The following is a 21,698-nucleotide window of genomic DNA, read 5'->3' on the forward strand; positions in this document are numbered from 1 at the left end:
TTTTTTTCATAAAAGAAAACAGCTATCTTGAGTAAACCGTAACATTATTATGTTAACTAGTATGATGGAAGGTGAAATAAAATGAGTCTGAAAGGAAAAAGAATAATGCTATGTGTAAGTGGTGGTATTGCGGTTTTCAAAGCAGCTGCACTTACAAGCAAGCTATACCAGGAAGGTGCAGAGGTTAAGGTTTTGATGACAGATTCAGCATCTCAATTTGTAACACCTCTCACATTTCAAACCCTCTCTAGAAATGATGTTTATACTGACACGTTTGAAGAAAAAGATCCATCCTCTGTTGCTCATATCGACCTTGCGGATTGGGCAGATCTCGTTCTCATAGCACCTGCTACAGCAAACATGATCGGAAAGTTATCGAATGGAATTGCAGACGATATGATGTCTACTACCCTATTAGCTACACAGGCTCCAATCTTTGTAGCACCAGCAATGAATGTACATATGTATGAGCACCCCGCTGTCTTACGAAATATGGCAGTGTTAAAAGAATTTGGCTGTCATTTTCTTGAGCCTGGAGAAGGATTATTAGCGTGTGGCTATGTAGGCAAGGGCCGTATGGCTGAGCCAGAGGATATTTTATCAACATTGCAAACGTATTTTAATGAAGATACAAGAGACCTCAAAGGTAAGCACGTTATGATTACTGCAGGACCTACCCGTGAACCTGTTGACCCAGTTAGGTATTTCACGAATTATTCTTCTGGGAAAATGGGATTTGCATTAGCGGAACAAGCATCATTAAGAGGAGCGGAAGTCACATTGATTGCAGGGCCCGTTCAACTTACAACGCCAGCAGGTGTAAACCGAATCGATGTCTTAACTGCTGATGAGATGTACCACGCTGCAATGGAAGTATCAGTGCAAGCAGATATCATTATTAAAGCAGCAGCCGTTGCTGATTATCGCCCAATTACGGTATCAAAAGAGAAAGTTAAGAAATCAGATGATTCGATTGCGATCGAGATGGAACGTACAAAGGATATCTTATCTTCATTAGGAGAGAAGAAAGACAATCAAGTGCTTATTGGGTTTGCTGCAGAATCAGAAAAAGTCGAAGAATACGCTTGGAAGAAGCTTCAGAAGAAAAATCTCGACCTTGTTTGTGCAAACAACATCACGAGTGAAGGTGCGGGGTTCGATAAGGATACAAACATCATGACGTTGATTAGAAAAGACGGAGAACAGATCCACCTTCCGCTTCAATCGAAGCATGATGTAGCAAACAAAATCCTCGATGAAGCGATCCGACTGGACGGCGATTTTCGATGATTGCACGGGTAATCGTCGATGTTCCTGCAAATCAAACAGATCGCTTGTTTGATTATGCGATTCCAGAAGCCTTAGAAGACCTTATTGAACCGGGAATGAGGGTGGTCGTGCCATTCGGGCCACGAAAAATTCAAGGCTTTGTCATTAGTGTCGAACAGGAATCGGAACTGGACAAACTAAAAGAATTAGAAGAAATAAAGGACGTTACACCTGTATTAACACCAGAACTGTTAGATTTAGGTTTCTGGTTAACAGAAAAGACGCTTTGCTATGCTGTGTCTGCATTTCAGGCAATGTTGCCAGCAGCGATGAAAGCAAACGTAACGAAAACGGTTATACCAGGTCAAAACTTTGATGAAGAGGCTGCTTGGGGCAGGATGCTCTCCTCTAACGGAATCAAATGGGATGAATTCTTATCCCACTTTACCCATAAAGACTTAAATCGAGCGATCAAGAACGATGAACTAGAAGTAAGGTACGACGTAAAAGAAAAAACAGCCCCCAAAACTCAATTAGCCATTTCCACTCAATTAAATGGGGAAGAGCTTTCAATTGAAAAAGAAAAGATGGGAAAACGTGCTTTAAAGCAACAGGAAATCATTCAATATTTTATTGATCATAAAGGAGCCGTTTCTTACAAAGAGCTTATGGGGACGTTAGATACCACTCGATCAACGATCAAAGCACTTGTATCTAAATCTATCTTGAAAGAAGAAGAAGTCGAGCTATATCGAGATCCATATGAAGGAAGAAGTTTTGCTCCTTCTGAACCGCTAGAGTTAACCGACCTCCAGCAGGAAGCGATCACACCGATCTTAAGTAGCATAGAAAACAATCAGCATCGCACATTCTTAATTCATGGCGTTACAGGTAGTGGGAAAACTGAAATCTACCTTCAATCGATCCACAAAGTTTTAAATGATGGTAAAGAAGCGATTGTTCTTGTACCCGAAATCTCACTTACCCCTCAGATGGTAAACCGTTTTAAAAGTCGGTTCGGATCGAATGTTGCTGTGTTGCACAGTGGGCTGTCTCGAGGCGAAAAGTACGACGAGTGGAGAAAGATTCACCGTGGTGAAGTAAAGGTAGTCGTAGGTGCAAGGTCAGCCGTATTCGCGCCGTTCAAAAATCTCGGTATCATCATTATTGATGAAGAGCATGAAGGAAGCTATAAGCAAGAAGAAAACCCTCGCTATCATGCGAGAGATGTTGCGATTAAGCGTGGGGAAAATCACAAATGTCCAATCGTATTAGGAAGTGCAACACCTTCACTCGAATCCTATGCACGAGCGACGAAGGGCGTATACTCTTTACTGGAGCTACTTCATCGCGTCAATAATCAACAAATGCCTGAAGTGTCGATCGTCGATATGAGAGAAGAGCTAAGATCAGGTAATCGTTCCATGTTTTCGAATGAGCTCTACGACAAACTGCAGGACCGATTGATGAAAAAAGAGCAAAGTGTTCTGTTTCTAAATAGAAGAGGATATTCAACATTCGTCATGTGTCGAGATTGTGGGTTTGTTGTAGAGTGTCCTCATTGTGATATCAGTTTAACTTACCATAAGATTAACGGGACGATGCGTTGTCATTATTGTGGATTTGAAGAACCACTTCCATCATCATGTCCTGAGTGTGAAAGCGAACATATTCGTTTCTTTGGTACGGGTACACAGCGAGTTGAAGAAGAATTAACGAAAATCCTACCAGAAGCACGTGTAGTTAGGATGGATGTTGATACAACGAGGCGTAAAGGCTCTCACGAGAAGCTTCTTACACAATTTGGTGAAGGAAAAGCTGATATATTACTAGGAACGCAGATGATTGCGAAAGGACTCGATTTTCCTAACGTGACCCTCGTAGGGGTACTAGCAGGAGATGCTATGCTTCACATCCCTGATTTTCGTGCATCTGAAAAGACCTTTCAACTCCTTACTCAAGTAAGTGGTCGCGCTGGTCGTCATATCTTACCAGGTGAAGTCGTTGTACAATCCTATACTCCTGAACATTATAGTATCGAACTAGCGTCGAAGCATGATTACAATTCTTTTTATCAGCGTGAAATGGTGATGAGAAAGCAATATGGGTATCCACCTTTCTATTTTCTTGCCATGGTGAACATTTCACATGAAGAATTAACAAAAACAGTCGATGTGACAGAAAAGATATCGGACTTTCTTAAATCGAACCTGTCTCCGGAATGTGTTGTCCTAGGCCCCGTAGCATCAGCAATCCCAAGGATTAAAGATAGATATCGCTATCAATGCATGATAAAATACAAAACTGAACCAAAATTGCATCATTCTCTAAAAGAAATTCAAAAACATTACGCGAAAGAAATGACGCGAGGGCAACTTCAGATTACGATAGATACGCAGCCCTACATGATGATGTAGACTTGTTCGAAAGGAAGAAATAATTTGGCTATAAGAAAAATTGTGTTACACCCAGATGAAGTTCTAGAAAAAGAATGTGAGACTGTCAAAACGTTTGATGACAATCTCCATCACCTATTAGATGATATGTTTGAAACAATGTACGATGCAGAAGGTGTCGGTCTTGCTGCTCCACAAATCGGAATCGAGAAGCAAGTTGCAGTGATCGATACTCGTGAAGAAGAGCCGCTTGAAATCATAAACCCTGTGATTCAAAAAGCAACTGGAGGCGAGGTGGATCTCGAAGGGTGTTTAAGCTTCCCAGGCTTGTTCGGTGAAGTTGAACGTCCCTATCGCATCGTTCTAACTGCACAAGATCGAAACGGAAAAGAATTCAAATTAAAAGCAGAAGGGTTCTTTGCAAGAGCCATACAGCATGAGATCGACCATCTTCACGGCGTTCTATTTACTGAAAAAGTGATAAGATACGTGGATTTAGAGGCGGAAGGAAGTGAGCGATAATATGAATATTGTTTTTATGGGAACGCCAGATTTTTCAGTCCCTGTTTTAGATATGTTGGTTGAGGAAGGGTATACCATTTCAGGTGTAGTTACACAACCTGATCGACCGAAAGGAAGGAAGCGAACGCTAACTCCACCACCTGTTAAAGTAGCTGCAGAAAAGCATGGGTTACCAGTTTTACAGCCTGAGAAAGTGAAAGAACCAGATCAACTCAAGGAAATTCTTGACCTTAAGCCTGATTTGATTGTAACGGCTGCATTCGGACAGATTCTACCGAAAGAGTTGCTTGATGCACCAGAGCACGGATGCATTAATGTGCATGCTTCCTTATTACCTGCGCTTCGAGGCGGTGCGCCTATCCATTATTCGATTCTTCAAGGTAAGAAAGAGACAGGCATCACCATCATGTATATGGTAGAGAAATTAGATGCAGGTGACATCCTAACTCAATCTGTTGTACCGATTGATGAGCGTGATCACACTGGTATCCTTCATGACAAGCTTAGCGTGTCAGGCGCACAGCTCTTGAAAGAAACGATACCTGAGTTATTAAAAGGCAACATCACTCCAGTGAAGCAAAAGGATGAAGAAGCAACGTTCGCACCAAATATCAAGCGGAACCTTGAAAGAATTGACTGGAGCAAAACGGGTGAAGAAATTTATAACCAGATCCGTGGTCTCCATCCTTGGCCGGTGGCATTTACACACTATGAAGGCAATGTAATGAAGGTCTGGTGGGGTGAAAAAGTGGAAAATGAAGAACAAACTACCCCAGGCACTGTTCTCTATACGGAAGCTGACGGTCCTGTAGTAGCTACTGGGAATACGACAGCGATTAAACTCACTGAAATACAGCCAGCTGGCAAAAAGCGAATGAGCGCTTCACAATATTTACAGGGCCGTACGTTTGAAAAAGGGTCTCTATTTGGTGAGCAACATGACTAATGTGAGAGAAGCGGCATTAGACGTAATCGAAAAGATCAACAAAAACCAGGCATACAGTAACTTGTTGTTGAATGAAACGATTAACAAGCATAAATTGAATCGAAAAGATATCGGTCTCTTAACTGAAATCGTTTATGGTACGATTCAGCGCCAGAAGACGCTCGACTTTTATCTCGATGACTTTTTAACAAACCGTAAGAAGATACAGCCTTGGGTGATCTCTCTTTTACATCTATCACTTTATCAAATGACATACCTCGATCGCGTTCCTGATCGAGCGGTTATCCATGAAGCGGTAGAAATTGCGAAGAAACGTGGACATAAGGGAATCAGCGGCATGGTGAACGGAGTCCTACGTAATGTGCAACGAAAGGGTCTTAAAGATTTCAGCTCCATTTCAGATGATGCTGAAAGAATTTCAATAGAGAAAAGTCATCCGCTATGGCTCGTGCAGCGCTGGATTGAGCAATTTGGAATAGCTGAGACAGAAGCGATGTGTGATGAGAACCTTCAAGCACCTTATGTGACAGCAAGGGTGAACACGATGAAGACAACAGTCGATAACGTGTTGAACGATTTATCTGAAGCTGGTTTAGATGTTATAAAAGGTGAGCTTTCAGAAGACGCCATTAAAGTCGTTCAAGGTCACTTAATCGAAACAGATGTTTACAAAAGAGGAGAAGTCACCATACAAGATGAAAGCTCGATGCTTGTAGCACGAGCACTCGATATTGAATCTGGTCAAGCGGTTCTTGATGCTTGTGCAGCTCCAGGAGGAAAGACTACCCATATCGCTGAACGCTTACAAGGACAAGGGTACGTTCAATCTCTTGATCTTCATGACCATAAAATTAAGCTTATAAAGAAACAAGCAGAACGTCTAGGACTTACGAATGTGGAAGCGAAAGCACTAGACAGTCGTCTTGTAACTGATGAATTCGAAGGAAATTCGTTTGATCGCATTCTTGTTGATGCACCATGTACAGGGTTTGGTGTGCTGAGAAGAAAGCCAGACATCAAATGGTCAAAAAAACCTGAGGACGTCGAAAGGATTACGTCTGTTCAAAGGGGAATTTTGGATTCACAGGCTTCTCTTGTAAAACCTGGTGGAAAATTGGTTTATAGTACGTGTACAATAGAAGAAGCTGAAAATCAGGAAATCGTAGCATCATTTCTTAAAGAGCATCCTGAGTTTTCATTTGATACAACAATGAAAGAACGACTTCCAAAGAAGGTAGAGGCTTATGTTGATGGAGGGGAGCTCCAACTGTTACCTCACTACTTTGGAACAGATGGTTTCTATATTGCAACGTTGACCAAAGATAGCTAAACAGGCTTTGCTTAAAGAACCTATATAGTGGATAAAAGAGACGGGGTGACCACATGCAAGCTGTAACATTGACAGACCGCGGACAGGTCAGGGCTTACAATGAAGACAGTACCAATGCTATTCAAAATAATCTTGGTGAGTACCTTGTGATTGTGGCAGATGGAATGGGCGGCCATCGTGCAGGGGATATAGCAAGCTCCATGGCAGTAGAATGCCTTCAAACTAATTGGCAAAAAGAGAAAGCTGGCTTTCGCCCGGGAAGAGCGGAAGCTTGGCTTTTACATAACATTAAAGAGGCGAATGAAACGATATTATCTTATTCGAATGACAACAAAGAATACGCAGGGATGGGAACAACGTTAGTCGCTGCTGTATGTACAGAAGATTTTATTACGATTGGCCATGTCGGTGACAGTAGGGCTTACTTGATACAAGATGGACAGGTGCATCAGAAAACAAGCGACCATTCCCTAGTGAATGAGCTTGTGAAAAATGGTCAATTATCAGAAGAAGAGGCTCTGGACCATCCTAGAAAGCACGTTTTATTACGTGCATTAGGTACTGATGACAAGGTGAAAGTCGATATTCATACCTTCGAATGGAGTAAGGATGAAGCTGCATTATTTTGTACAGACGGGTTAACGAATAAGCTATCAGACGAAACGCTTAACGAGGTTATGTATTCTGGTATTTCACTGCAGGAGAAAGCGACAAAACTCATCACGCTTGCTAATGAAGCAGGTGGAGAAGATAACATTACTGTTGCAGTCATAGAGAACTCTATGTCTTCAGGAAGTGAAAGCTAATGCTAGGAAAACATATTAACGGCCGGTACAAATTGTTAGAAATCATCGGTGATGGTGGTATGGCAATCGTGTACAAGGCTAGTGATTTAATTCTAGATCGGATTGTAGCTGTTAAATTGCTGAGACCTGAATTCTCGAAAGACGATGAATTTATCAAGCGGTTTAGAAGAGAAGCAGAATCCGCAACAAGCCTTGATCATCCAAATATTGTTTCGATTTATGACGTAGGTGAGGATGAAGATTATCATTACATCGTAATGGAATATGTGGAAGGGAAAACGTTAAAGCAGAGTATTCGTGACAGAGGTGCCCTTCCGATCGTAGAAGCGATCGATATTGTTAAACAAATTGCGTCAGCGATTGAACATGCACACGAAAATCAAATCATTCATCGCGACATTAAACCTCATAATATTTTGATCGATGAATACGGAGAAGCGAAAGTCACTGATTTTGGTATAGCGATGGCTATGACATCAGCTACGATTACCCATACAAATTCTGTACTAGGGTCTGTACACTATTTTTCCCCTGAACAAGCGCGAGGCGGGGCTGCTACAGAACGGTCAGATATATACTCTCTAGGGGTCGTACTGTATGAAGTGGTGACAGGCGTTTTACCGTTTTCAGGTGACTCTCCTGTTTCTGTTGCTTTAAAACATCTACAGGATCGCTTTCCAAAACCAAGTTTGATCAATACATCTTTACCTAAAAATGTTGAACAAATCATATTAAAAGCGATGGCAAAAGAACCCCATCAGCGCTATGAAAACGCACAAGAGTTCTATGATGCGTTAGACAACGCACTCGATCCAACAAAAGTGTATGATGCCCCGCTGTCTTCTCGTGACGATGATGAAGAAGCAACAAAGGTTTTAGCGCCTGTTGTTCCAAATGAACCTACTCAAAGTAAGAGTGAGAAATCGGAACCAAAAGTCAAAAGTGAAGAAAAAGGCGAAGATCCTGAGCCGAAAAAGAAAAAGAAGAAGAAAGCTGGAAAAGTTGTAACGATTATTTTCTTGATCTTACTTCTTCTTGGTGGGGCAGGGGCACTCGCGTTTATTTTTATGCCAGATCTTTTTTACGTGCCAGATGTTGAAGTACCCGATGTTTCTGGAATGACGTACGATGATGCTAGGACAGCTTTAATCGAAAACAACCTCACTGCTGTGAAAGAAGAACAGTTTAATGAAAATGTGGATGAGGATGACGTGATCAGTCAAAATCCAGGGGCAGGTTCAATGGTGAAAGAAAATAGTAAGGTGACTTTGTATGTAAGTAAAGGTGCAGAAAAAACTGAGCTTGGCAATTATATTGGCAAGTCGAAGGACGAAGTGGAAGCTGAATTAGAAAGTCTTGGTTTCGAAAATGTTAAGTTCGAAGACGAGTATCGTGATGAACCTGAGGGGGAAATCTATGACCAGAGTCCGGAAGCGGGTAAGATGGTGCTCCCAACAGAAGATCGTATCGTCATTTGGTATAGCCTGGGACCTGAACCATTTGCGTTGCAAGAACTAACGAACAAAACGAAGCAAGAGGTTGAAGCCTACGCTGCAGAAAGAAAAATTAAGATTGCCTATGATGAAGCTCAGTTTAGTGATTCGGTCAAGGAAGGCCTTGTTATGGCTCAATCACCAAGTACTGCCACAAGCATAAAAGAAGGTGAAACTGTTACGGTTACACTTTCCAAAGGCCCAGAGCCAGAACCAGAGCCAGAGCCAGAGCCTGAAGAAGAGCAGGTTGTTTTCACTGAAGAAGTGAAAGTAAAAGTGAAAGACAAAGAAAAACATCAAATCGAAATTATTTATCGAGACTCTAAAACAGAGAATGCAGAAATTGTTGAAGAAGTTGAAAAGGATAGTAAGTTTGAATTTGAATTGACGATCAACCCTGGAGATTACGCTTCATACAAAGTCTTTGATAATGGAGAAGAAGTCCAGTCAAAGAATATTACGTATGATGAAGCAAAACAAAAATACGCAAAAAATGAGTAAGGAGTCCTACATGGCAGATGGAAGAATTATTAAAGCGTTAAGTGGCTTTTATTACGTGCAGGATGAAGTGAACAAAGAGATCTATCAGTGCAGAGGTAGAGGGAATTTCCGAAAACGCAAAATCACACCCTTAGTTGGTGATGATGTTGTATACGAAGCGGAGAACAAAACAGATGGCTATATTCTTGAAGTAAAGAAAAGAGAGAATGAACTAGTGCGACCACCAATCGCGAATATCGATCAGGCTTTTCTCGTTTTTTCAGCTACGCAGCCTACATTTAATACGCAGCTACTTGATAAGTTTCTTGTTCACATCGAAGCGAGTGATATAAAGCCAGTCATCTGCATAACAAAAATGGACCTTGTTTCAGAATCCGAGGAAGAAATCATACAGAATTACAGCAAGGACTATTGTGAAATCGGTTATGATGTATTGATGAACTCAGCACAAAGTTTGTCAGGTATTTCAGAAATCGAACAACACTTTTTTGATAAAGTCACTGTGTTTGCGGGACAGTCTGGTGTCGGTAAATCTTCGCTTCTTAATGCGATTAATCCTGACTTGGATTTAGATACAAGTGATATATCGACTCATCTCGGGCGTGGAAAGCATACGACTAGGCATGTTGAGCTAATTCCGTTTGGCTCTGGATTAGTCGCTGACACACCAGGCTTTAGTTCTCTAGATTTCAGAGGAATCGAGGCAGATGATTTATGGCTCTACTTCCCTGAGATTAGAGAAAAAACTAACGAATGTAAGTTTAGAGCCTGCACTCATATGAAAGAACCAGGATGTGCGGTAAAAGCGGCAGTAGAGGAAGGAGAAATAAAGGCGTATCGTTACGACCATTATTCCTCATTCTTCACTGAGATTAAGGATCAAAAACGGAGGTATTAATATGATAAAAATTGCACCATCAATCCTCTCTGCAGATTTTGCAAAACTTGGAGAAGAAGTGAAGGATGTTGAAGCAGGTGGAGCAGATTACATCCATGTAGATGTTATGGACGGCCACTTCGTTCCAAACATTACGATAGGAGCACCGATCGTTCGAGCGCTTCGCCCTGTAACGAATCTGCCACTCGACGTTCATCTTATGATTGAAAACCCTGATAACTATATTGAAGAGTTTGCAGATGCAGGAGCAGACATTCTTACTGTCCATGCTGAAGCGTGCCCTCATCTTCACAGGACGATCCAGTTAATAAAGAGTAAAGGTGTAAAAGCGGGAGTTGTCATTAACCCTGCAACACCTGTTGATGCGATCAAACATGTGATCGAAGACGTAGACCTCGTTCTCTTGATGACAGTCAATCCTGGCTTTGGTGGACAGGCTTTCATTGAAAGAGTGGTTGGAAAAATTGCTGAAACGGCAAAGCTTGCGAACGAATTAGGGGTTTCTCCCGAAATTGAAGTCGACGGAGGTGTGAACGCCGAGACAGCAAGGAAATGTATCGAAGCTGGTGCGACTGTTCTTGTTGCAGGATCAGCCGTTTATAACCAAGAAGATCGTAAAGCAGCGATTGAAAGCCTTCGTCAATCATAAAGCAGTCGGGCAACATGCCCGCTGTTTTTTTGTAAAGGTAAATATACGAATTATTTAGTAGGAGTAGATGTTCATGAATCATAATCGACTTGTTTTACTTCTCGAGATTGCCCTGATGGCAGGAATAGGGGTAATCCTTGATTTGTTTTCTATTCGCTTATGGCCAAACGGTGGTTCAGTTTCTCTAGCGATGGTACCCATCTTTTTGATCGCATTTAGAAGAGGTGTAGGAGCAGGTGTTGTTACAGGATTACTCGTAGGGTTGTTGCAGCCCTTACTCGTTGCGCCTTTCTACGTACATCCCATTCAATTTCTATTAGATTACCCTATTGCTTTCATGGTTGTTGGTTTAGCTGGACTATTTAGTGTATCAGCAGATAAAACAAAGAAAAAACGAATCACAAAGATTGCGATAGGCTGTTTTGTCGGATCACTATTTAGGTTGGTAACCCATTTTTTATCAGGTGTCATCTGGTTTGGGGATATGGCGCCAGAAGGAACGCCCGTTGCACTGTACTCATTTCTTTATAATGCTTCTTACTTGTTTCCAGCAGCAGCCGTATCGATCGTTGTGTTAGCACTACTTTCATCAACGTCACCAAAGATGGTTCATCATCAATGAAGAACGAAGTTATCTATCTAGTAGCAGGTGGACCACTATCGGACTTACCTCAAAACTTGCTTAAATCTACACCAGATGTTAGGTGGGTCGGTGTTGATCGAGGAGTGTACACGCTCTTAAAGAACGGGATTACTCCAGAACAAGGATTTGGCGATTTTGATTCTGTTAGTCCTAGCGAAAGAGAGTGGATGGAAACTCATAACCTCTCATTTAACGTATATCCTTCTGAGAAGGATCATACTGACCTTGAACTTGCGCTCGATTGGGCGATCGATCAACAGCCGAAAGAAATCATTCTCTTCGGTGTTACGGGCGGAAGGCTAGATCATAGTTGGATGAATGTACAGATGTTGATTAAAGGGTTAAAAGCTGGTGTAAGCGTGAAGCTTGAAGATCGCCAGAACAGGCTTCAACTTAAATCGCCAGGGCACTATTCAATAAAAAAAGAAGCGCGTTATCCCTATGCTTCATTTTTATCGTTCACTCCTGAAGTGCAAGGTTTAACGCTTGAAGGATTTAAGTTTCCGCTTACTGATAAAGTGTTAGAGTGGGGTTCAAGTTTATGTATCAGCAATGAATTGGTCGAGGAAAATGGGTCTTATTCATTTACTGAAGGCATACTTATGGTGGTAAGAAGTTCGGACGCCGAACAGCAGGAATAGGGTATATTTTCTTTTCGGCGAATATAATAGTAAAGAATATTATAATCTCATATTGTTTTATCCTGGGCTCCATTTTTGACTTTTGAGGAGGGGGAAGTATGAAGTTCTATACGATTAAACTACCTAAGTTTCTTGGTGGGTTTGTAAGGGCGATTCTTGGATCTCTTCGTAAGAATGAATAACATACAAAAAAAGCACCCGTTAGCGGGTGCTTTTTTTGTGTCAGGCTGTTGAGAAAGTCTAAGGAATCGGCCAACAAAATAGTGGTGATTTACGCTCCAGGATGCTCGCTTTCCGCGGGGAGGGCGGTGAGCTTCCTCGTCGCACGCTCCTGCGGGATCTCACCTGTCCCGTATGTCCCGCAGGAGTCGAGCATCCTTCCGCTTCAATCTGCTTTAATATGAAGGAATAAGCCAAGAATAAACCACCTCAAAATGACGCGCTGAAAAGTTTGTTAGCGTAATAGGTCGGAAAGTTTAACTTTGATTGAATGTACTCTAGTAGGAGTGAATACCTCTTGACTCCCGTGGTCCAACGGGCGTTCAAGTCTCAGAGTGGACGGTCTTTGTTCGCTTTGAGGCTTGGACGTTCGTCCACAGGAAAGCAAGAGGTGTTTCCAACGGCATTGGGAGCGTATCATCTAGATTACAACAAGCTTACACAAAAAAAAGCACCCGCTAATGGGTGCTTTTTTGTTTCAATTATACGCGTTCTACTTTACCTGATTTAAGGGCACGAGCAGAAACATATACTTTTTTCGGTTTACCATCAACCATGATACGTACCTTTTGAAGGTTAGCACCAAATTTACGTTTTGTTGTATTCAACGCGTGAGAACGCTTGTTACCAAACGCAGTCTTTTTGCCAGTGATTGCACATTTAGCCATTATTTCAACCTCCTTACTGTCCTACATTGCACAAGAAGTGCAGGATAAATCCTCCACTATAGTATCACGTAGGTGTAGTGAATGCAAGACAAAGAACAAGGGTTATCAAGAAAAAAACTTAACACCTAAAAGTGATGATACTAGTGTTTTACAAGGATGAACTTTTAAAATAAGTAATATTGTAGTAAAATAACATTAGCTCTGTACAGGATGTATTCTTAATTCATTTAGCATCAAGAGTTAGTAGTTAAGATAGAATGGAACATTGGTCAGCACCCAAATCGCTAAGGGAGGAACAAATATGTCAATCGAAATGAAAACCCAATATGGACAAATTGATATTTCTACTGAGGTCGTCGCTGCAATTGCAGGTGGCGCAGCAATAGATTGTTATGGTATCGTGGGTATGGCTTCTCAGAAGCAATTAAAAGACGGTATTACAGAATTGTTGGGAAAAGATAACTTTAGCAGAGGGATAGTAGTTCGCAGAGAAGAAGAGGAACTAAATATCGATATGTATATTATCGTGAGCTATGGTACAAAAATTTCAGAAGTTGCTCATAACGTTCAAACAAAAGTAAAGTACCAGCTTGACCAAATGCTCGGACTATCTGTAGATTCTGTAAACATCTACGTACAAGGGGTCAGAGTTACGAACCCTTAAGTGGAGTTAGGAGGAACAGTCTGTGACAATTAAGAGGATTGACGGTAAGCGGTTTGCGCATATGGTTGTTGAAGGTGCAAACAACCTATCTAAGAATGCAAAAATGGTTGACGCCCTAAACGTATTCCCTGTGCCTGATGGTGATACGGGAACAAATATGAACCTAACTATTACGTCTGGTGCTAACGAGGTAAAGAAAAGCAGCTCCGAAAAAGTTGGAGATGTCGCATCTTTATTTGCACGAGGTTTGTTGATGGGTGCTCGCGGAAACTCAGGAGTAATTCTTTCGCAATTATTCAGAGGGTTTTCAAAAGCGATCGAAAACAAAAGTGAAGTTGGACCAGTTGAATTTGCGGCTGCCCTAGACAACGGTGTGGAGTCGGCTTATAAGGCCGTAATGAAGCCTGTTGAAGGAACGATTTTAACTGTAGCGAAAGATGCTGCAAAAAAAGCAGTGAAATCCGCTAAGCAAACAGAAGATATGATCGAGCTTATGCAAGTTGTCGTAAAGGAAGCAAAAGCTTCTCTTCAACGTACGCCTGACTTGCTTCCTGTTCTAAAAGAAGTTGGAGTAGTTGACTCTGGTGGTCAAGGTCTACTTGTTATTTATGAAGGGTTCCTTGCTGTTCTTGAAGGAAAAGAAGCTCCTGACGTTTCCCTTGAAGAAGAAAAGATGGAAGAGCTCGTTCGTGCTGAGCACCACAAAGGCGCGCAAAGTCACATGAAGACAGAAGATATTGAATTCGGATATTGTACTGAATTTATGGTTCATCTAGAAGATTCCAAACTGAAACAATCTCCTTTCGATGAAGAATCGTTTCGAAATGAATTAGACAAGCATGGTGATTCTCTACTTGTCATTTCAGATGACGATCTTGTCAAAGTACATATGCATACGGAATACCCTGGTAACATCATGACATATGCACAGAACTTCGGGAGCTTGATCAAGATTAAGATAGAGAATATGCGTGAGCAACATTCGGCTATTCTTAACGAAGAGAAATCTTCACCTGAACCAGTTTCTGCTGAGCGAAAGAAATATGGCATCATCACGGTATCGATGGGTGATGGCATTGCAGAATTGTTTAAAAGTCTAGGTGCAAGTTACGTAATCTCTGGTGGTCAAACAATGAATCCTAGTACAGAAGATATCGTAAAGGCGATCGAGGAAGTAAACGCTGATAATATCATCATTCTTCCGAACAATAGCAATATTGTAATGACAGCAGAGCAAGCTGCTTCTGTGGTTGAAGAGAATGTCGTAGTCATTCCTTCAAAGACGGTTCCTCAAGGAATAGCAAGCTTACTTGGATTCAATCCATCTGCTGACATTGAAGAAAATGGTACAGCTATGAAAGACAGCATGTCTGAAGTGAAATCAGGTCAAGTCACGTTTGCGGTTAGAGACACTCAAATCGATGGTGTTTCAATATCGAAAGATGACTTTATGGGCATTTCTGATGGAAAGATCGTTGTTTCTGAATCAGATCGATTTGAAGTTGCAAAAGAACTCCTTCAATCAATGGTCGGTGAAGATGATGAGATCATTACGATCATCTACGGAGAAGATACCGATAAGGAAGAAGCTGAACGTCTTGTTTCTTTCATTGAAGAGAACTTTGAAGAAGTTGAAGTTGAGCTTCACGAAGGCAAGCAGCCAATCTATCCTTACATTGTTTCTGTAGAATAAAGCTAATAGGTATTAAGCAGAAAAAGAAACGTGGCACATGCCAGGTTTTCTTTTTCTGTAATCTATGAACCACGTGTTCACACCGTGTACATAATGAAAGGTGGAGTCGATGTGAAGTTTCGCAGCGTCTTTGATATTATTGGTCCTGTCATGATCGGGCCTTCAAGTTCTCATACTGCAGGTGCAGCAAGAATCGGACGAGTTGCAAGACACCTATTTGGTCGAGAACCAGAAAGTATAACGATTTCTTTATATGGTTCATTCGCAAAAACATACAAAGGTCACGGTACAGATGTGGCGTTAGTAGGTGGCGTCCTTGATTTTGATACGTTCGATGAACGAATTGTGAATGCGCTTACAATAGCGAAAGAGAAAAAGATTAAAGTGCGCTTCATAGAGGAGGATGCGGTCACAGATCATCCGAACACTGCAAGAGTTCATCTGAAAGATGACAAAGGTGAGCTCGAACTAGTAGGGATCTCAATCGGCGGTGGAAAGATGGAAGTGATCGAACTAAATGGATTTGCGCTTGGCTTATCTGGTAACAGTCCTGCGATACTCGTCGTTCACAATGATCGGTTCGGTGCAATTGCTGGCGTGTCTAACTTACTAGCGAAGCACGAAATCAATATCGGTCATATGAATGTTTCAAGGAAAGAGAAGGGGAAAGAAGCTCTCATGACGATCGAAGTTGATCAGAACATTCCACAAGTTGTTCTTGATGAAGTCGAATCGCTTCCGAATATTCTCCAAGTAGCAAAAATAAGTGAGTAACGTAAATAGGAGGTATAGCTATGTTTCGTAATGTAGCAGAATTAGTTGAGCTTGCCCAATCTAGAAATGTACCAGTTTCAGAAATTATGATTGAACAAGAAATGGACGTAAGAAGTTCAACGCGTGAACAAGTCGTTGGTCAGATGGAAAGAAATCTTGAGGTTATGGAACAAGCGGTTGAGCGAGGCATTACTGAAGACGTTCGCTCTCATTCTGGCTTAACAGGTGGAGACGCTGTTCTTCTTCAAAATTACTTGAAGTCAGGGAAGTCACTTTCAGGGGAAACGATGTTAGACGCAGTAAGTAAGGCGATGGCAACGAATGAAGTAAACGCCGCGATGGGAACAATTTGCGCAACACCTACGGCAGGATCAGCGGGAGTTGTACCAGGAACATTATTTGCGATTAGAGAAAAAATCAACCCAACGAAAGAGCAAATGGTTCGCTATCTCTTTACATCAGGAGCTTTTGGGTTTGTTGTTGCTAACAATGCTTCCATTTCAGGAGCAGCTGGAGGATGTCAGGCTGAAGTAGGTTCAGCAACAGGGATGGCCGCTGCTGCTATCGTAGAGCTAATGGGAGGGACACCTGAGCAGTCTTCACATGCTTTTGCGATCGCGCTTAAAAATATGCTTGGTTTAGTTTGTGACCCTGTAGCAGGGCTCGTAGAAGTACCGTGCGTTAAACGAAATGCGATGGGAGCTTCGAACGCTCTTGTAGCTGCGGATATGTCACTCGCTGGAATAACGAGCCGCATACCTTGTGATGAAGTAATCGACGCAATGTATAAGATTGGACAAACGATGCCATCTGCACTGCGTGAAACTGCGCAAGGAGGCTTAGCAGCTACCCCGACAGGGCGAGAATTAGAAGCCAGAATTTTTGGAGTATCTCTAGATAAGAAATGAGTGAATGATGTTGAGCGAAGTCACGAAAATAAAAGGTATAGGTGATGAGAAAGCTGCTTCTCTATCATCGATCGGGATCAATAGCGTCTCCGATCTACTAGAGTATTTCCCTTTTCGATATGAAGACTATGAACTGAAAGATCTAGCTGACGTAAAGCATGAAGAACGTGCTACGCTCGAAGGGAAAGTTCATAGTGAACCTGTCGTTCGATACTACGGAAAGAAGAAATCTAGACTGTCTGTAAGGCTGTTAGTGGGAAGGTTCCTCATTACAGCCGTTTTTTTTAATCGCGCTTTTCTAAAAAAACAATTCACGCTCGGTCAGACAGTTACCGTCACAGGAAAGTGGGACCAGCATAAGATGACCCTTTCCGCTTCTGAGATTACGTTTTCTAGTCATGACCCAGATGGTACGATCGAGCCTGTTTATCCTGTTGGTGGAGATATTACGGTAAAAGCGATAAAACGGTATATCCAACTCGCCCTTAAACAATTTTCACATGAAATTGAAGAATCTTTACCTCCTCAAATGCTTGAACGATACAAGTTGATGGATAAAAGAGAAGCTGTTGAAACCATGCATGCTCCACAATCTCATGACCACTTGAAACAGGCGAGAAGAAGGTTTGTTTACGAAGAGTTACTTCAATTTCAGTTGAAGATGCAGTTGTTTCGAAAGAGAGAGAGGGAAAATACGAAGGGCTCCTCTCATGTGTATAAAAAAAGTGATTTAGAAGCGTTTATTAGTAGTCTACCCTTCCCACTAACTGGTGCACAGAATCGAGTCGTCGAAGAAATTTTAAAAGATATGCAAAGTCCATACAGAATGAATCGCTTGCTTCAGGGTGATGTTGGCTCCGGTAAAACTGTAGTCGCTGCGATCGGGCTGTATGCTACGTACCTTTCTGGAAATCAAGGAGCTCTTATGGTACCAACTGAGATCCTTGCTGAACAGCACTTTGAGTCATTTGAAGATCTTCTAGGAGATCGACTGAACGTAGAGTTACTGACAGGATCTGTAAAAGGGAAGAAGCGAAGAGAGCTGCTTGAGCGGTTAGCAGCTGGGGAGATCGATCTATTGATCGGTACGCACGCACTCATACAAGACGAAGTCGTGTTTAAGCATCTCGGTTTAGTCATTACTGATGAGCAGCATCGTTTTGGTGTTATGCAGAGAAGGGTGCTAAAAGAAAAAGGATTGACTCCTGATGTTCTGTATATGACGGCGACACCGATACCTAGAACACTCGCCATCTCTGTGTTTGGAGATATGGATGTTTCGACGATCGATGAAATGCCTGCCGGAAGAAAACCAATCGAGACATATTGGGCGAAACCAGATATGCTTTCCCGCGTGCTCGATTTTGTGACGAAAGAACTCGATCAAGGTCGTCAGGGTTATGTAATCTGTCCTCTGATCGAGGAATCAGAGAAGCTCGATGTGCAAAATGCAATCGATGTTCACGCACAAATGCAAACGGCGCTTCCACATTACAAGGTAGGATTAATGCATGGAAGATTAACTTCTGATGAAAAGGAAGCTGTAATGGAAGCCTACAGTGAAAATGATGTTCAGCTTCTAGTATCAACGACGGTCGTGGAGGTTGGGGTAAACGTACCAAATGCGACGATTATGGTTATTTATGATGCTGAACGTTTCGGTTTGGCGCAGCTTCATCAGCTCCGAGGCCGAGTAGGTCGAGGGAAGGATCAGTCATATTGTATTTTACTTGCTGATCCAAAATCCGAAGTAGGGAAAGAGCGGATGCAGATCATGACTGAATCGAACGATGGTTTTGTTTTGTCTCAGCGCGACTTAGAACTTCGAGGACCAGGTGACTTTTTTGGTAGGAAACAAAGTGGTTTACCAGAATTCAAAGTAGCAGATCTCGTTCATGATTACCGTGTACTTGAAGTTGCTCGTAATGATGCGAGTGCACTAGTTGAATCTACTGCTTTCTGGGAGGACGATGCTTATCGACCTCTTAGAACCTACTTAACTAACGAGGGCGTTTTAAGCGGGGAAAAGCTTGATTAGCTTGCAAAATCACGCCTGCCATTATATACTACGTTTTAGGACCTAGTCATAAGACTGAGATAAAGAGGATCATTCGATCCTCTTTATCCGTTTATTAATGCTAGATAGGCGGCGGTAGAAAATGAAAAGGAGCAAGAAAGAGCGTCAACGGTTATTAAAAGAAACCATTGATAACACACCTTTTATTACTGATGAAGATCTTGCTGATAAATTTAGTGTGAGCATTCAAACGATAAGGTTGGACAGACTCGAGCTTTCGATTCCTGAATTACGAGAACGAATCAAATATGTTGCACAGCAGCAGTTTGATGAGGTTAAAGCTCTCCCGATGGAAGAAGTAATCGGTCAGGTGATTGATTTACAGCTTGATGAAAGTGCCATTTCAATTCTAGATATCAGACCAGAGCATGTTTTTTCTAGAAACAAGATTGCTAGGGGTCATCATCTGTTTGCGCAGGCGAACTCACTAGCAGTGGCGATTATCAACGACGAGCTCGCTTTAACTGCGAAAGCTAACATTCGTTTTTCAAGACAGGTGAACGAAGGAGAGCGAGTTATAGCAAAAGCAAACGTAACAGACAATAGTAAAGGAAGAACGACAGTAGAAGTTAATAGCTTCGTTCAAAACGAAACCGTATTTTCCGGTGAGTTTGTCATGTATCGCTCTACCAAACCCTGAAAGGATGCTGAACTAACATGAGACTTGCAATAGATGCGATGGGTGGAGACAACGCCCCGCAAGCAATCATAGATGGTGTTCATGAAGCACTCGAAGCCTATAAAGATCTGTCTGTAACCATCGTTGGAGATGAAAACCAAATCAACCCCTTACTAACAGACAGTAAAGAGCGAATAACAGTATTACATACAGATGAATACATAACGTCAGAAGATCAACCAGTACGTGCAGCTAGGAGAAAGAAGAAAGCATCGATGGTATTAGCAGTGAACGAAGTGAAAGAAGGAAGAGCAGATGCCTGTATTTCTGCTGGAAATACAGGTGCCCTAATGGCAGCTGGCCTATTGTATGTTGGTCGCATCGAAGGTATCGAAAGACCAGGTCTGGCCCCTACACTTCCAACCATCGATGAAAAAGGGTTTCTACTACTCGATGTAGGTGCAAATATGGATTCAAAGCCAGAGCACTTGCTTCAATATGCACACATGGGCTCCGTATATGCTGAGAAAGTCCGAGGGATTGAATCTCCTAGGATCGGCTTACTGAACATCGGTACAGAAGAAGGAAAAGGGAACGAACTCAGTAAACAAGCTTTCACGTTACTACAAGAAAGCGGATTAAACTTTGTTGGGAACGTTGAATCTAGAGATATTCTAAGTAATGCAGCAGATGTTGTTGTATGCGATGGTTTCTCAGGAAATCTAGTACTAAAAACAATCGAAGGAACAGCACTAACGATGTTCACAATGCTGAAGGAAGAGCTTACAAGCTCATTCACAAGTAAAATGGCAGCAGGAGTGCTGAAGCCGAAATTGAAAAACCTCAAAAACAAACTAGACTATTCCGAGTATGGCGGAGCTGGATTATTTGGCCTGCGCGCTCCAGTGATTAAAGCGCACGGCTCATCGAATGGACGAGCAGTTTTCAGTGCAATTAAACAGGCTAGAATGATGGTAACAGGAAACGTCGTAACTGAAATCAAATCTTCTCTTGAAGAGAAGCAGGAAGGAGATCAGTAATGGGAAAAACAGCATTTTTATTTCCAGGACAAGGAGCACAAGCGGTAGGAATGGGGAATGACTTTCGTGAAGTGTATTCCGCTTCAGAAAACATTTTCAAAGAAGCAGATAACCGCCTTGATTATGATCTAACTAAGCTAATCATGAATGGCCCGATGGAAACTTTAACGAAAACAGAAAACACACAGCCAGCGATTGTAACAGCGAGCGTAGCGGTTTTGGAAGCTTTACGAGAGAAAGGGATTACTGCAGATTACACTGCTGGGCATAGCCTTGGAGAGTATTCCGCTCTAGTCGCTTCTGGGTCTCTATCGTTCTCTGATGCTGTCTATGCAGTTAGAAACAGAGGTCTTTACATGGAGGAAGCTGTTCCTGCAGGTGAAGGTGCTATGGCAGCGATTATGGGAATGGATCGTGAAGAGCTGCAGGCGATTGTAGAAGACGTATCAGAAACAACTGACACAGTTCAGCTAGCAAACTTGAATAGCCCTGGACAAATTGTCATTTCTGGTGCGAAAGCTGGTGTGGAGAAAGCTTCAGAAGTAGCGAAAGAAAAAGGAGCTAGAAGGGTCATTCCTCTTCAGGTTAGTGGACCGTTTCATTCAATCTTGATGAAACCTGCTGCAGATAAAATGTCTGCGATTTTAGATTCGATTACGATCTCAGATGCTACTGTACCGGTAATTGCAAACGTTTCTGCAGAACCTAGTACATCAGCAGAAGAAATCAAAAACAACTTATTGCAGCAGATTTATTCACCAGTACTTTTTGAAGACACAATTCGAAAATTGATGGAACTAGGTGTAGACCGATTTATTGAAGTTGGTCCAGGGAACGTATTGTCAGGTCTTGTGAAGAAAGTAAATCGTCGCGCTTTTGTTCATGCTGTGAGTACACCAGAGCAGCTTGATCAATTAGTAGAAAAGCTAGGGGAGGAATAAA

21 protein-coding genes are annotated in these 21,698 nt (G+C 42.0%); 20 read left to right on the forward strand and 1 reads right to left on the reverse strand.

What is annotated here, in order from left to right:
* Positions 1–81 precede the first annotated feature (81 nt).
* From coaBC to spoVM, 12 genes are all read left to right on the forward strand, one after another.
* The gene (gene coaBC / locus LCM09_RS12000; protein ID WP_224882000.1) at positions 82–1,290 is read left to right on the forward strand and encodes a bifunctional phosphopantothenoylcysteine decarboxylase/phosphopantothenate--cysteine ligase CoaBC; all 1,209 of its coding nucleotides are present in this window, start codon (positions 82–84) and stop codon (positions 1,288–1,290) included.
* A complete protein-coding gene (gene priA, locus LCM09_RS12005; protein ID WP_224882001.1) occupies positions 1,287–3,686 on the forward strand; it encodes a primosomal protein N' in 2,400 nt (799 codons plus the stop codon). Before coaBC ends, priA begins: the two co-directional genes overlap by 4 nt.
* A 24-nt stretch (positions 3,687–3,710) precedes the next feature.
* Positions 3,711–4,187, forward strand: a complete 477-nt coding sequence (gene def, locus LCM09_RS12010; RefSeq protein WP_224882003.1) for a peptide deformylase — start codon at positions 3,711–3,713, stop codon at positions 4,185–4,187.
* Between the two features lies 1 nt (position 4,188).
* The gene (fmt, locus tag LCM09_RS12015) at positions 4,189–5,133 is read left to right on the forward strand and encodes a methionyl-tRNA formyltransferase (protein WP_224882997.1); all 945 of its coding nucleotides are present in this window, start codon (positions 4,189–4,191) and stop codon (positions 5,131–5,133) included.
* A complete protein-coding gene (rsmB, locus tag LCM09_RS12020; protein WP_224882005.1) occupies positions 5,126–6,463 on the forward strand; it encodes a 16S rRNA (cytosine(967)-C(5))-methyltransferase RsmB in 1,338 nt (445 codons plus the stop codon). Before fmt ends, rsmB begins: the two co-directional genes overlap by 8 nt.
* Positions 6,464–6,516: 53 nt before the next feature.
* Positions 6,517–7,269, forward strand: coding sequence for a Stp1/IreP family PP2C-type Ser/Thr phosphatase (locus LCM09_RS12025; RefSeq protein WP_224882006.1), 753 nt, complete (start codon positions 6,517–6,519; stop codon positions 7,267–7,269).
* Positions 7,269–9,263, forward strand: coding sequence for a Stk1 family PASTA domain-containing Ser/Thr kinase (gene pknB / locus LCM09_RS12030; protein WP_224882008.1), 1,995 nt, complete (start codon positions 7,269–7,271; stop codon positions 9,261–9,263). Before LCM09_RS12025 ends, pknB begins: the two co-directional genes overlap by 1 nt.
* 10 nt (positions 9,264–9,273) lie before the next feature.
* Positions 9,274–10,161: a ribosome small subunit-dependent GTPase A gene (rsgA, locus tag LCM09_RS12035; protein WP_224882016.1), complete on the forward strand. Its 888-nt coding sequence runs from the start codon at positions 9,274–9,276 to the stop codon at positions 10,159–10,161.
* Position 10,162: 1 nt separating this feature from the next.
* Positions 10,163–10,810, forward strand: coding sequence for a ribulose-phosphate 3-epimerase (gene rpe / locus LCM09_RS12040; RefSeq protein WP_224882025.1), 648 nt, complete (start codon positions 10,163–10,165; stop codon positions 10,808–10,810).
* A gap of 73 nt (positions 10,811–10,883) precedes the next feature.
* A complete protein-coding gene (gene thiT / locus LCM09_RS12045; RefSeq protein ID WP_224882031.1) occupies positions 10,884–11,432 on the forward strand; it encodes an energy-coupled thiamine transporter ThiT in 549 nt (182 codons plus the stop codon).
* A complete protein-coding gene (locus tag LCM09_RS12050; RefSeq protein WP_224882041.1) occupies positions 11,429–12,094 on the forward strand; it encodes a thiamine diphosphokinase in 666 nt (221 codons plus the stop codon). The genes thiT and LCM09_RS12050 overlap by 4 nt, the downstream gene beginning before the upstream one ends.
* Positions 12,095–12,192: 98 nt before the next feature.
* On the forward strand, positions 12,193–12,276 hold the full coding sequence (spoVM, locus tag LCM09_RS12055; protein ID WP_224882999.1) for a stage V sporulation protein SpoVM: 84 nt from the start codon (positions 12,193–12,195) through the stop codon (positions 12,274–12,276).
* 519 nt (positions 12,277–12,795) lie between these two features.
* Here spoVM and rpmB read toward each other — a convergent pair.
* Positions 12,796–12,984 (reverse strand): 50S ribosomal protein L28, encoded by a 189-nt coding sequence (gene rpmB / locus LCM09_RS12060; RefSeq protein ID WP_224883001.1) that lies wholly within the window; start codon positions 12,982–12,984, stop codon positions 12,796–12,798.
* A 298-nt stretch (positions 12,985–13,282) separates the two neighbouring features.
* On the opposite strand from rpmB, the gene LCM09_RS12065 reads away from it, so the two are divergent.
* The 8 genes from LCM09_RS12065 (at position 13,283) to fabD (ending at position 21,697) form a co-directional block, all read left to right on the forward strand.
* Positions 13,283–13,645, forward strand: a complete 363-nt coding sequence (locus LCM09_RS12065) for an Asp23/Gls24 family envelope stress response protein (protein ID WP_224882043.1) — start codon at positions 13,283–13,285, stop codon at positions 13,643–13,645.
* Between the two features lie 22 nt (positions 13,646–13,667).
* On the forward strand, positions 13,668–15,338 hold the full coding sequence (locus tag LCM09_RS12070) for a DAK2 domain-containing protein (protein ID WP_224882044.1): 1,671 nt from the start codon (positions 13,668–13,670) through the stop codon (positions 15,336–15,338).
* 111 nt (positions 15,339–15,449) lie between these two features.
* Positions 15,450–16,112 (forward strand): L-serine ammonia-lyase, iron-sulfur-dependent subunit beta, encoded by a 663-nt coding sequence (gene sdaAB / locus LCM09_RS12075; RefSeq protein WP_224882045.1) that lies wholly within the window; start codon positions 15,450–15,452, stop codon positions 16,110–16,112.
* A 20-nt stretch (positions 16,113–16,132) separates the two neighbouring features.
* Entirely contained in the window at positions 16,133–17,020 is an 888-nt protein-coding gene (gene sdaAA, locus LCM09_RS12080; protein WP_224882047.1) for an L-serine ammonia-lyase, iron-sulfur-dependent, subunit alpha, read from the forward strand.
* A gap of 7 nt (positions 17,021–17,027) precedes the next feature.
* Complete coding sequence (recG, locus tag LCM09_RS12085) at positions 17,028–19,058, forward strand: ATP-dependent DNA helicase RecG (protein WP_404800832.1); 2,031 nt, start codon at positions 17,028–17,030, stop codon at positions 19,056–19,058.
* Between the two features lie 121 nt (positions 19,059–19,179).
* Positions 19,180–19,737 carry a transcription factor FapR gene (gene fapR / locus LCM09_RS12090; RefSeq protein ID WP_224882050.1) on the forward strand — a complete coding sequence of 186 codons (558 nt, stop codon included), beginning with the start codon at positions 19,180–19,182 and terminating at the stop codon, positions 19,735–19,737.
* Positions 19,738–19,754: 17 nt separating this feature from the next.
* Entirely contained in the window at positions 19,755–20,756 is a 1,002-nt protein-coding gene (plsX, locus tag LCM09_RS12095) for a phosphate acyltransferase PlsX (RefSeq protein ID WP_224882054.1), read from the forward strand.
* Entirely contained in the window at positions 20,756–21,697 is a 942-nt protein-coding gene (gene fabD, locus LCM09_RS12100; protein ID WP_224882056.1) for an ACP S-malonyltransferase, read from the forward strand. Before plsX ends, fabD begins: the two co-directional genes overlap by 1 nt.
* Position 21,698: the final 1 nt, after the last annotated feature.

Origin of the sequence: Guptibacillus algicola, assembly GCF_020171805.1 — a bacterium.
In the GTDB taxonomy this organism is placed as follows: Bacteria; Bacillota; Bacilli; order Bacillales; family Guptibacillaceae; genus Guptibacillus; species Guptibacillus algicola.